General features: G+C 67.0%; 11 protein-coding genes. 7 read left to right on the forward strand and 4 right to left on the reverse strand.

The window, feature by feature from the left end; genetic code table 11:
- Positions 1 to 92 precede the first annotated feature (92 nt).
- Genes folP through SP6_RS12590 form a run of 5 tightly spaced genes read left to right on the forward strand, consistent with a single transcriptional unit; the run spans position 93 to position 4,997 of the window.
- Complete coding sequence (folP, locus tag SP6_RS12570) at positions 93 to 1,148, forward strand: dihydropteroate synthase (protein WP_007407141.1); 1,056 nt, start codon at positions 93 to 95, stop codon at positions 1,146 to 1,148.
- 40 nt (positions 1,149 to 1,188) lie between these two features.
- Positions 1,189 to 1,950, forward strand: a complete 762-nt coding sequence (locus SP6_RS12575; protein ID WP_007407140.1) for an exonuclease domain-containing protein — start codon at positions 1,189 to 1,191, stop codon at positions 1,948 to 1,950.
- A gap of 54 nt (positions 1,951 to 2,004) precedes the next feature.
- Positions 2,005 to 3,504, forward strand: coding sequence for a sensor histidine kinase (locus SP6_RS12580; RefSeq protein WP_007407133.1), 1,500 nt, complete (start codon positions 2,005 to 2,007; stop codon positions 3,502 to 3,504).
- Entirely contained in the window at positions 3,505 to 3,948 is a 444-nt protein-coding gene (locus SP6_RS12585; RefSeq protein ID WP_007407139.1) for a response regulator, read from the forward strand.
- Positions 3,949 to 3,971: 23 nt separating this feature from the next.
- Positions 3,972 to 4,997 (forward strand): sensor histidine kinase, encoded by a 1,026-nt coding sequence (locus SP6_RS12590; protein ID WP_007407134.1) that lies wholly within the window; start codon positions 3,972 to 3,974, stop codon positions 4,995 to 4,997.
- A 358-nt stretch (positions 4,998 to 5,355) separates the two neighbouring features.
- On the opposite strand, the gene SP6_RS12600 is transcribed toward SP6_RS12590, so the two are convergent.
- Both SP6_RS12600 and gyrB read right to left on the reverse strand, forming a co-directional pair.
- A complete protein-coding gene (locus SP6_RS12600) occupies positions 5,356 to 6,117 on the reverse strand; it encodes a class I SAM-dependent methyltransferase (protein WP_007407136.1) in 762 nt (253 codons plus the stop codon).
- Between the two features lie 124 nt (positions 6,118 to 6,241).
- The gene (gyrB, locus tag SP6_RS12605) at positions 6,242 to 8,734 is read right to left on the reverse strand and encodes a DNA topoisomerase (ATP-hydrolyzing) subunit B (protein WP_007407142.1); all 2,493 of its coding nucleotides are present in this window, start codon (positions 8,732 to 8,734) and stop codon (positions 6,242 to 6,244) included.
- Positions 8,735 to 8,841: 107 nt separating this feature from the next.
- Here gyrB and SP6_RS12610 point away from each other — a divergent pair, with 107 nt between their 5' ends.
- Both SP6_RS12610 and SP6_RS12615 read left to right on the forward strand, forming a co-directional pair.
- The gene (locus tag SP6_RS12610) at positions 8,842 to 9,351 is read left to right on the forward strand and encodes an ankyrin repeat domain-containing protein (protein WP_007407138.1); all 510 of its coding nucleotides are present in this window, start codon (positions 8,842 to 8,844) and stop codon (positions 9,349 to 9,351) included.
- A 78-nt stretch (positions 9,352 to 9,429) separates the two neighbouring features.
- A complete protein-coding gene (locus SP6_RS12615; RefSeq protein WP_007407132.1) occupies positions 9,430 to 9,810 on the forward strand; it encodes a hypothetical protein in 381 nt (126 codons plus the stop codon).
- A 137-nt stretch (positions 9,811 to 9,947) separates the two neighbouring features.
- Here the strand turns inward: SP6_RS12615 and SP6_RS12620 are convergent, their stop codons facing one another.
- Entirely contained in the window at positions 9,948 to 10,151 is a 204-nt protein-coding gene (locus SP6_RS12620) for a hypothetical protein (RefSeq protein ID WP_037570278.1), read from the reverse strand.
- 135 nt (positions 10,152 to 10,286) lie between these two features.
- Entirely contained in the window at positions 10,287 to 11,330 is a 1,044-nt protein-coding gene (gene recF, locus SP6_RS12625) for a DNA replication/repair protein RecF (RefSeq protein ID WP_007407135.1), read from the reverse strand.
- Positions 11,331 to 11,373: the final 43 nt, after the last annotated feature.

The raw sequence follows: 11,373 nt of genomic DNA on the forward strand, positions 1-11,373 counted from the left end.
GGGGTGTCCCGCTATCGAGAGGTTGACACCCCTCCGACGCGCTACGCGCGCCACCTCCCCTTGCAGGGGAGGAATGTTGAGAAAGAATCCCTATGAACCTGCGCCCGGTCCAATTCGTCGACTCCCCCGTCGGGCTGGAGGACGGCAGCGTCGCGCGGCTGGCCGGTGGGATGCAATGGTTCGCCGCTTACGAGGTGCGCGAAGGTGACAGCCGCCGCGTCGTGCCCATGGCTCGGTTCCAGCAGGAACTGGGGGGCTCCCCCCGCGCTGAAGCGCTCCACGCCGCCTTCACCGCCCCCCGCGCACCTTGGGTCATGGGTCCGCGCACGCTGCGCTTCGACCAGCCGCAGGTCGCCGCGATCCTGAACGTCACGCCCGACAGTTTCTCCGACGGCGGCAAGCATATCGGTGAACCCGCCGCCGCGGCGGACAGCGGCATGGCCATGGCGGCGCTGGGCGCGGCGGTGATCGACCTTGGCGGCGAGTCCACCCGCCCGGGCGCGGCCCCCGTCTGGGAAGGCGATGAGATTGCGCGCACCGTGCCGGTGATCGAACGGCTCGCCAAGGGCGGCGCGCTGGTATCGATCGACACACGCAAGGCCGCCGTGATGGAGGCCGCGCTGGCGGCCGGTGCGGGCATCGTCAACGATGTCGCCGCGCTCCTCTGGGACGACCGCGCGCTGGAGGTAGTGGCGGGGGCCGGCTGTCCCGTCATTCTGATGCACTCACCCGATCCCGCCAAGGGCGGGCATGGGCGCGTCGGTTACGCCGATGTGCTGACGGAGGTGTTCGACTGGCTGGAGGCGCGGATCGCGGCGGTCGAGGCTGCGGGGGTGCCGCGTGCGCAGATCATGGTCGATCCCGGCATCGGCTTCGGCAAGTCGCTCGCTGACAATCTGGCGCTGATCAACGGCCTCGCCATCTTTCATGGCTTGGGCTGTCCCATCATGCTGGGGGCCAGCCGCAAGCGGATGATCGGCGCCTTATCCCACGAAGCCCCCGTCGATGCCCGGCTTGGCGGATCGCTCGCGCTCGCCCTGAAGGGTGCGGAGGCGGGGGTGCAACTGATCCGCGTGCATGACGTCGCGGAAACGGTGCAGGCGCTCCGGGTCTGGCGGGGACTGCGCGACCGCGCGCTGATGGGATAACGCCCTCGCTTTTCGCGGGCTAAACGCCCACATAGAGACGATGCAGCGTCCCCAGCCCCAGATTATCCGTGTCATCGATTTGGAGACGACCGGACAGGCCCCGCCCACGCACGGTGTGTGCGAGATCGGCTGGCAGGATGTCGCGCTGGGCAAGAACGGCCGCTGGGAGTTGGAGGGCGAAGGCGGCAGCCTCCTCGTCAATCCGGGCCGCCCGATCCCGCCCATCACGCAAGCCATCCACCATATCCTCGACGAACAGGTCGCCGACGCCCCTTGGTGGCATGACGTCGCACGCCGCGTGCTGGACCCCTGGCCCCGTCGTCTGGCGCTGGCCGCGCATCGCGCCGATTTCGAGCAGCAATTCTGCACCCCCGCCATGACCCAGTCCGCCGACTGGATCTGCACGTGGAAATGCGCACTGCGCCTCTGGCCCGACAGCCCCAGCTTTTCCAACCAGGTGCTGCGCTATTGGCGCAAGCCCGAGGGGCTGGTGCATGAGCGTGGCCTGCCGATCCACCGCGCTTTCCCCGACGCCTATGTCACCGCGCACCACCTGCGCGACCAGTTGAACGAGGCGAGTCTGGCACAGTTGCTCGAATGGTCGCGCAGCCCCGGCCTGCTCCCCCGTGTCCGCTACGGCCCCGATCGCGGCAAGGATTGGCGTGAGATCGACGAGGAGTCGCTGATCGGCTTCCTCAGCGACCGTGATCCCGATGTCCGCTTCACCGCCGAGACCGAGATGGCCCGGCGGCGGGGCGGCGGCCATGTCGGCCGGCCCAGCGCCCAGGAATTGTTGCTGTAACAGGCACGTAACGGCTCTGGCGCCGCCCCGGCTCCTTCGATAAGGCATGACGCCATGCAGGGGGCCACCACCACTTCACCCACCGAAAGCCCGATCGGTCGCATCCTGATCGCCGCGATGGCGACCGGCTTTCTGGCGCTGCTCATCGCGGCGGGCGCGGCGGCCTATGCCATTCATCAGGGCAACCGACATACCGACTGGGTCATCCACACCTATCGCGTCGAAAGCACGCTGACCGAGGTGCGTCGCCTGACCGAGCAGAAGGAGACCGCGCGGCGCGGCTATATGCTCGCCGGCACCCCGGGCTTCCTGACCAGTTTCGAGCAGGCCGAGGCCGCGCTGAAACCCTATCTTGCCGAACTCAAGCGCCTGACCGCCGACAATCCCCGGCAACGCGAACCCATGGCGCAGGTCATGCAGCGGCTGGCCTCGCTCGACGCGGCACAGCGCGCGACCAACGAACTGGTCCGCCAGGGGCGCGGTGGGGATGCGCTGCGCGCGTTCCGCATCGATAGCGGGCTGGAGCGGATGCAGCGCCTGCGTGAGGTATTCTCCACCATGGCGCACGAGGAACGCCGCCTGCTGGACATTCGCGATACCGAACAGGACACCAGCCGCCGGACCTTCTCGGCGGTGCTGGGGGTCGCGGGCCTGTTGCTGGTGCTGGTGGCGCTGATCTCCTTCCTGACGGTGCGGCGTTACACGCGCGACCTGGGCCAGTCGCGCGATGCGCTGTCCAGGCTGAACGCGACGCTGGAGGAGCAGGTCGCCGAACGTACCGCCGACCTAGCACTGGCGAATGAAGAGATTCAGCGTTTCGCCTATATCGTCAGCCACGATCTGCGTTCGCCTTTGGTCAATGTCATGGGCTTCACCGCCGAACTGTCGGCAGCGACCCAGCCGCTGGCCGAGCTGATTGACCGCGCCGAGGCGGAGGCGCCGCACATCGTGACCGAGGACGCCCGCCTGGCCGCGCGCGAGGATCTGCCCGAGGCAATCGGCTTCATCCGCACCTCGACCGCCAAGATGGACCGGCTGATCAACGCGATCCTGAAGCTCAGCCGCGAAGGGCGCCGGGTGCTGGCGCCCGAGATGATCGCGCTCGACCAGTTGGCCGAGCAGATCACCGATTCGATCCGCCATGTGATCGACGATCGCGGCGTGACCGTGACGATCGAGCGGCCCATGCCCGTGATCGTCAGCGACCGGATCGCGTTGGAGCAGATTCTTTCCAACCTGATCGAGAACGCCACCAAATACCGCCACCCAACGCGGCCAGCCGAGGTCCATATCTCCGCCGAAGAGACGCGGGGGCGGGTGATCGTCGCCGTGCGTGACAATGGCCGGGGCATCGATCCGCGCGACCATCAGCGCGTCTTCGATCTGTTCCGCCGCTCCGGGCAGCAGGACCAGCCGGGCGAGGGGATCGGGCTGGCTCATGTCCGCGCGCTCGCCTATCGCCTGGGCGGCACGATTTCGGTCGAATCTCAACTGGGTGAAGGCGCCACCTTCTTCCTGTCGCTACCCCCCTCCCTTTCCATGGAAAGTGCCTGAATGAACGACCATCGCTCCGTTGGCATCGTCATGATCGAGGATGACGAGGGCCATGCCCGATTGATCGAGAAGAATATCCGGCGTGCCGGTATCTTGAACGACATCCGCCACTTCACCGACGGCACGACCGCGCTCGACTATCTGTTCCACGCGCCCGATGGGCCGGCCAAGAGCGGCCCGGCGATGGTCCTGCTCGACCTGAACCTGCCCGACATGAGCGGCACCGACATCCTGGCCCGGATCAAGGAAGAGAACAGCCCGCTTCGCCGCGCGCCCGTCGTCGTGCTGACCACCACCGACGACAAGGTCGAGATCCAGCGCTGCTACGATCTGGGCTGCAACGTCTACATCACCAAGCCCGTCAATTACGAGAATTTCGCCCAGGCGATCCGCCAGCTGGGTCTGTTCCTGTCGGTGATCCAGGTTCCGGAAGTCGAGGGCTGACCCACTCCTCCGCCCTGCCGACGATGGAGGGTGCCCGCATCCTCTATATCGACGATGACGACGCGCTGCGTCGGCTGGTCGCGCGCGCGCTGGCGCGGCGCGGCTGGGCGGTGACGGGCGCGGCCTCGGGCGCCGAAGGCGTCGCGCTGGCGGCCGAAGGCGGCTTCGACCTGGTCGCGGTCGACCATTATATGCCGGGCATGGACGGGCTGGAGACGCTGACCGCGATCAACGCCCTACGCGAGCCGCCGCCGGTTGTTTACGTCACCGGATCGGACGAGGGGCGGATCGCGGTGGCGGCGTTGAAGGCCGGCGCGGCGGACTATGTGGTCAAGGCGGTCGGCGAGGATTTCTTCGACCTGCTCGCCGCCAGCTTCGAACAGGTGCTCGACCGCACCAGGCTGGAGCGTGCCAAGGCCGCGGCCGAGGCGGAGTTGCGCGCGTCCAACGCCCGGCTGGAGGCGATGCTGAGCGAGGTCAATCACCGCGTCGCCAATTCGCTCCAGCTCGTCTCGGCGATGATCGGGCTGCAAAAGGGCGTCATGACCGATGAGCGCGCGCGCGAGGCGCTGGAGGATACGCAGCGGCGCATCCGTGCGATCGCGCAGGTACACCGGCGACTCTACACCGCGAACGATGTCGAACAGGTCGACCTGCGCGACTATCTGGGCGCGCTGATCGAGGAGCTCGGCGAAAGCTGGTCGAGCGACGCGATGCCGCGCACGCTGACCCTGATGGCCGAACCGATCCGGGTGAAGACCGACCGCGCGGTGTCGATCGGGGTGATCGTGACCGAGCTGGTCACCAATGCCTGCAAATATGCCTATCCGGACGGCGCGGGCGAGGTGCGGATCCGGGTGGCGCGCGAAGATGCGCAATGCCTGTTGGTCGTCGAGGATGATGGCTGCGGCATGGCGGCGGATGAAGCGCCCAAGGGCACCGGGCTCGGCACCAAGCTGATCCGCGCGATGGCGCAGAGCCTGCAGACGGCGGTGGAATATGATCCCGCGCATCGCGGCGTGCGGGCGATGTTGCGGGTGCCGGTCTAGGGCGGCGGTTTCCCTTCGACTTCGCTCAGGCCGAACGGCGGTTGGGAAGTCGGGCCCATACGAACACCGGTTCAGCCTGAGCGAAGTCGAAGGCCACGCCCCCCTTCAAATTACCCGCATCACCAAGCGCCGCAGGCCCTTCAGAGCCACGCCCGACTCCGCGTGCGGCACCGCACTATAGCCATGAGTCGCGGTGGACGTATCCTGCGCCGCCGCAACCAAGCCAATGGTAGGGACCGCCACCTCGTCGACTGCCGGCCCTAAGCACCGTCCGTAACCCGCCATCCCCCTTGCTCCACCCGTGGCCGCGTCGACCGACAACCGGCCGATCGGAATAGGGTTCACCGGCGATACCGCGTCAGGGCTTGCGGAATTTGTAGACGAACTGGTCGGTCACCCCACGAATGGCGGGGTCGAAGACGTTCTTCGAATGATCGTCCGCCGGATTGCGCAGCACCCGGCTCTCACCCACGAAGCGGAAGCCGACCGACTGGACTTGACGCTTCACATAGTCCGGGTCGATCCGGTGCGTCGTGTTGGTGTTGGCTAGTCCCTTACCCACCGCATCGGCGTGATCGATGATTACGTACGTGCCACCGGACTTGAGCAGCTTGAACACCGCCTGGTCGAACGCGCGCAGCGCCGGCTCACCGGCATCCTTGTTGGCGACGTCGTGATAATTCTGGACGGTCCAGAACAGGTCGACCGGCTTGTCGGCGGCGGGCAGGTTCACCGCCTGCACCTGCGCGGTCGCATTGGGCAGGTTCAGCGCCTGGATCGCCCCCAGCGACTTCTCGGCATATTTCTGGGCGGCGGCGGGCCAATAGGCATAGACATGGCCCTTGGCCCCGACGACGCCGGAGAAGATACGGGTCCAATAGCCCTTGCCCGGCAGGTAATCGATCACAGTATCGCCGGGCTTCACGCCGGAAAAGGCGAGGACCGCCGCCGCCTGACGCCGCGCGTCATCGCCCGCCTGATCGGCGCGCGCCGGGTCGGCGAGCGCGGCGGTGATATAGGCCGGGACGGCGGCGGGCTTGATCGAGGCCGCCGGCTTCTGCTGCGCCACCGTGGCGGTCGCCCCCGCCGCGAGCAACAGTCCCAGTGCGATCGCCTTCATGCCTGCTCTCTCCTGTTCAAAACTGATGCCACCATTCCCACCCGCCGTTCAGGCTGAGCGCAGTCGAAGCCCAAGGGATTTGCGTGGCCTTCGACTTCGCTCAGGCTGAACGGAGCTGGGGATATTACACGTCCAGATTCGCTACGTTCAGCGCATTGTCCTGAATGAACTCGCGCCGGGGTTCGACGACTTCGCCCATCAACCGGCTGAACACCTCGTCCGCCGCCGCGACATCGTCCGAGGTCACGCGCAGCATCGAGCGGACCGCCGGGTCGAGCGTGGTTTCCCACAGCTGCTCGGCATTCATCTCGCCCAAGCCTTTGTAACGCTGGATCGCCAGCCCCTTGCGGCCCGAGGTCAGGATCGCCTCCAGCAACTGGCTGGGCCGCGCCACGCGGGTTTCGCCCCGCGCCAGCGTGGTGCTGTGGCCCTCCTCGTCAGTCGGCACGACATCGGCCGAAGGCTCGGTCGCGGCGCTGCGCAGGGGCACCAGCTTGCCCGCCTGGGCGAAGCTCTCGGCCTGTTCCGCGGCCAGCGTGTGCAGCTTGCGCGCCTCGGCCGAGGCGATGAAGCTGGCCTCGACGATGTGGTGGTCGGTCACACCGCGCCACAGCCGCTCGAAATGGACGCCGCCATCCTCGGTCAGCCGCGCCGACCAGCGCGCCTCGTGATCGCCCGATTCCAGCCGCCGCGTGGTTTCGACTACCGTCGCCATGCGCTGCTCGCGAGTCAGCACCGGATCGAGCGCGCCCGCCAGTGCCAGCACCTCGATGATCGACGCGTCATAGCGGCGTGGGACATAGCGCATCAGGATGCGCATCCGCCGCGCATGATCGACCAGCGCCTTCAGGTCATTGCCCGACCGCGCGCCGCCCGGCCCTTCGAGCACCATGGTCGAAACGCCCGCCTCGACCAGATATTCGTCGAGCGCGGTGTCGTCCTTCAGATACACCTCCGACCGCCCCTTGGTCGCCTTATAGAGCGGCGGCTGGGCGATATAGAGGTGCCCGCGCTCGATCAGCTCGGGCATCTGGCGATAGAAGAAGGTCAGCAGCAGCGTGCGGATATGCGCGCCGTCGACGTCTGCGTCGGTCATGATGACGATCTTGTGATAGCGCAGCTTGTCCGCGTTGAAATCGTCGCGGCCGATGCCGGTGCCCATCGCCTGAATGAGCGTGCCGATTTCCTTGGACGAGATCATGCGGTCGAACCGCGCGCGCTCTGTGTTCAGGATCTTGCCGCGCAAGGGCAGGATCGCCTGGAAATGGCGGTTGCGCCCCTGCTTGGCCGAACCCCCGGCCGAGTCACCCTCGACCAGGAAGAGTTCGGACTTGGCGGGATCGCGCTCCTGGCAATCGGCCAGCTTGCCGGGCAGCGAGGCGATGTCCATCACGCCTTTCCGCCGCGTCAGCTCGCGGGCACGCTTGGCGGCCTCGCGCGCGGCGGCGGCGTCGATGATCTTGCCGACGATCGCACGCGCATTCTGGGGATTTTCCTCCAGCCAGTCGGCCAGCTTGTCCGCGATCAGCGATTCGAGCGGCTGGCGAACCTCGGAGGACACCAGCTTGTCCTTGGTCTGGCTGCTGAACTTCGGATCGGGCAGCTTGACCGATACGATCGCGGTCAGGCCTTCGCGCATGTCGTCGCCGGTCAGCGTGACCTTCTCCTTCTTCAGAAGGCCCGACTTGTCGGCATAATTGTTGAGCGTGCGGGTCAACGCCGCGCGGAAGGCCGCGATATGCGTGCCGCCGTCGCGCTGCGGGATGTTGTTGGTGAACGCCAGGACGTTCTCATAATAGCTGTCATTCCACTCCAGCGCGACATCCATGCCGATCGCATCGCGCTGGCCATGGATGGCGATGGGCTCGGGGAAGAGCGGCGACTTGGACCGGTCCAGCCACTTCACGAAGGCGGCGATCCCGCCCTCATAATAGAGTTCCACGGTCTTGGGCTCTTCATGCCGCGCATCGGTCAGGAACAGCCGCACGCCTGAGTTGAGGAACGCCAGTTCGCGATAGCGATGCTCGAGCTTGTCGAAGTCGAACTCGGTGATCTTGAAGGTCGCCGGGCTGGGCAGGAAGGTGACGCGGGTGCCTTTCTGCCCCGGCGCGGCCTTGCCGACGACCTTCAGCGGCGCGACGGCATCGCCATGGGCGAAGCGCATGTAATGCTCTTCGCCGTCGCGCCAGATGGTCAGGTCCAGGAACTCGGACAGCGCGTTGACCACCGACACGCCAACGCCGTGCAGGCCACCGGAAACCTTATAGGCGTTGTCGTCGCTGGTGTTTTCGAACTTACCGCCCGCGTGCAACTGGGTCATGATGACCTCGGCCGCTGACACACCCTCTTCGGGGTGGATGCCGGTCGGGATACCGCGGCCATTGTCGGTCACGCTGACCGAGCCATCAGCGTTCAACTGGATATCGATGCGGTCGCAATGCCCCGCCAGCGCCTCGTCGATCGCATTGTCGCTGACCTCGAACACCATATGGTGGAGGCCCGAACCGTCGTCGGTGTCGCCGATATACATGCCCGGCCGCTTGCGCACCGCGTCGAGGCCCTTCAGCACCTTGATCGAGGAGGCGCCGTACTCATTCGTCTGGGGGGTATCTGCCATAGCGAGTATATAGGAATTACCGCCCTTCAGGGGAAGCGAAATGGGAGGGGACGCCGCCCTTTCGTGCCCTCTTGCAACGGGGGTGGTTTCGTGGCGTTTGAAGCGCCATGACCGATCCCGCCGACACCCCCGCGCTGCCCAGTCCCGAGCAGATCCAGACGCTGTTCTTCGATGCCGCGCGGAGCGGGCATGACGAGGCGGTGGCGGCGCTGCTGCGCGCGGGCGCGGATATCGAGGGAGCGGATGCGCGGGGCTACACCGCGCTGGTGCTGGCCAGCTATAACGGCCATCGGTCGACCACCGCGCTGCTGCTCGACGCCGGCGCCAAGCCCGAGGGCGCGACCGATGCGCAGGGCAATTCGGCGCTGATGGGCGTGGCGTTCAAGGGCTATCCGGACATCGCCCGGCTGCTGATCGCCCGCGGCGCGGATGTGAATTATCAGAACCGCGCGGGGCAGACGGCGGCGATGATGGCGACGCTGTTTCGCCAGGGCGATATTCTCGACCTGCTGATCGCGCATGGTGCGGACCTGTCGATCACCGACATGGCGGGCAATACCGCCCGCACGCTGGCGATGATGCAGGGCAATGCGGCGCTCGCCGAGAAACTGGCCTGACGGCGATGTCATCCCCCGGCCAGATGCCGGGGCGGGACCGAAGGGTATAGAGTTCGCCTGAAAATCCGGAGACGGTCGATGATCGACAAAAGCCTGTTGCTTGGCGCCACCATGATCGCCCTGACGGCGGCTTCCCCCGCTGCCCCGTCGGCCCGACGCGACTATCCGAGCTGTGACCTGGCGCAGCAGCACCACGTCCGTGGCCAGACCGGCGGCGCGATCCGCGATATCCGCCAGGCGCACATCTCGGTGCGCGCCAATATCCTGCAGGCGGACATCAGCACCGCCCGCAAGGCCCGCCGCCTGACCCAGCCGCAGGCGCAGAAGCTATGGCAACAGGTCGAACGCGTCCGCCGCGACGCCAACGCCGCCGTTGCAAGCCAAGGTTTCCTCAGCGCGGGCGAACGGGCGAGCTATGACCGAGCGCTGGACATGGTCGCGGCGGCGATCTGCCGGTGATATTTCTCGCTCGGATATCCCGTCAAGTCACTCGCCTGGGATAGGAGAAGTCCACCGGTTCCGTCTTTCACGACATCGAACCGCACGCCCCCTCAAGGATCGGCGATGATCCCATCCGCACCCGCAATTCGAGCGGCTCAATCGCCGATGCCACCGCCACGAGGACGGGTGATGTCTGGCGGCGTCGGCGGGGTCGGCGGGGTCGGCCCCTTGGCGTACGAAACGCGCGTTCGACGCCATGCCGTCAGGGCATCCTCCTCCGAATCAAATTCTTCGTCGGAGAATTCCGTCCCGGAGGAATTGATGGGATAAACCCACTTGCCGGTGTCCAACTGCTTCATCGCCGGGGGCGTCTTTCCAGGGGATGTCATGCCATTCTCCTTGCGGACCATATCGGCAGCCGCCGCAAAGGACTCAATAGCGCCCACCTCGCTCCCCCCTTTTTTTCGCGTCGCTTCGTGAGGGAGCCCCGCGCTTTAAAACCCTATCCGCGTCGCCTCGCCTGGCACATCGACGAACAAGGCGGGCTCGGTCCCCGTCATCCACACTTGCCCCCGCCCAGCCAGCCGCTCGAACAGTGCAGCGCGGCGCGACGGGTCGAGATGCGCCGCCACCTCGTCGAGCAGCAGGACCGGTGCCGCGCCCCGCCGTTCGGTGACAAGATCGGCATGGGCGAGCACGATGCCCAGCAGCAACGCCTTCTGCTCGCCGGTCGAACACAGCGCCGCCGCCTGCCCCTTCGCGACATGGGTCACCAACAGGTCGGCGCGGTGCGGCCCGACCAGCGTCCGCCCCGCCGCCGCATCCCGCCTGCGCCCCATCGCCAGCGCATGGGCGAAGGCGGCCGGATCGACCGCCTCGCCCTCCAGGGCCAGCGAGGCGCGCGCGAACACGCTGTCGGGCACCTCCTCCAGCCGCTGGTCGAGCGCCGCCACCGCCGCGACGCGCGCGGCATCGAGCGCCGCGCCATGCTCGACCATCCGCGCTTCCAACGCGCTCAGCCAGTCGGGATCGACCGGACCGTCGCTGGCCAACAGCCGGTTGCGCTCGCGCATCGCCGCGTCATAGCGGGTCGCGTGCATCCCGTGCGCCGGGGCCAGCGCCAGCACCAGCCGGTCGAGGAAGCGCCGCCGCTCGGAGGCCGGCTCGACGAACAACCGGTCCATCGCCGGGGTCAGCCACAGCACTGAAAGCCAATCGGCGAGCGCATTGGCGCTCGCACCCGCCCCCTGTACCCGGACCACCCGTCGCTCGGGCGCGGACGGAAGAGCCCCGGTGGCGATTTCGACATCGCCGTTGAGCGTCGCGGCCACGCCGAATCCGCCCTTGCCACCCTGCCGCGCCATCGCCGACAGTGCGGCACGGCGCAGTCCACGTCCGGGGGCGAGTAGCGACACCGCCTCCAGCACATTGGTCTTGCCCGCCCCATTCTCGCCAGTCAGCACGACGAACCCCGCGCCGGGGTTCAGCGCGAGGTCTGCATGATTGCGGAAATCGGTGAGGACAAGGCGGGTCAGCATTATGACTGCCTTAAAGGGTATCGTTCCTCAAAACATCCTCCCC

Origin of the sequence: Sphingomonas paucimobilis NBRC 13935 (assembly GCF_000739895.2) — a bacterium.
Classification (GTDB): Bacteria; Pseudomonadota; Alphaproteobacteria; order Sphingomonadales; family Sphingomonadaceae; genus Sphingomonas; species Sphingomonas paucimobilis.

What these genes read in the sequence shown, in the direction of transcription:
- folP (WP_007407141.1), top strand. Translation starts at nt 93, where the DNA reads ATGAACCTGCGCCCGGTCCAATTCGTCGACTCCCCCGTCGGGCTGGAG.
- SP6_RS12575 (WP_007407140.1), top strand. Translation starts at nt 1,189, where the DNA reads ATGCAGCGTCCCCAGCCCCAGATTATCCGTGTCATCGATTTGGAGACG.
- SP6_RS12580 (WP_007407133.1), top strand. Translation starts at nt 2,005, where the DNA reads ATGCAGGGGGCCACCACCACTTCACCCACCGAAAGCCCGATCGGTCGC.
- SP6_RS12585 (WP_007407139.1), top strand. Translation starts at nt 3,505, where the DNA reads ATGAACGACCATCGCTCCGTTGGCATCGTCATGATCGAGGATGACGAG.
- SP6_RS12590 (WP_007407134.1), top strand. Translation starts at nt 3,972, where the DNA reads ATGGAGGGTGCCCGCATCCTCTATATCGACGATGACGACGCGCTGCGT.
- SP6_RS12600 (WP_007407136.1), bottom strand. Translation starts at nt 6,117, where the DNA reads ATGAAGGCGATCGCACTGGGACTGTTGCTCGCGGCGGGGGCGACCGCC.
- gyrB (WP_007407142.1), bottom strand. Translation starts at nt 8,734, where the DNA reads ATGGCAGATACCCCCCAGACGAATGAGTACGGCGCCTCCTCGATCAAG.
- SP6_RS12610 (WP_007407138.1), top strand. Translation starts at nt 8,842, where the DNA reads ATGACCGATCCCGCCGACACCCCCGCGCTGCCCAGTCCCGAGCAGATC.
- SP6_RS12615 (WP_007407132.1), top strand. Translation starts at nt 9,430, where the DNA reads ATGATCGACAAAAGCCTGTTGCTTGGCGCCACCATGATCGCCCTGACG.
- SP6_RS12620 (WP_037570278.1), bottom strand. Translation starts at nt 10,151, where the DNA reads ATGAAGCAGTTGGACACCGGCAAGTGGGTTTATCCCATCAATTCCTCC.
- recF (WP_007407135.1), bottom strand. Translation starts at nt 11,330, where the DNA reads ATGCTGACCCGCCTTGTCCTCACCGATTTCCGCAATCATGCAGACCTC.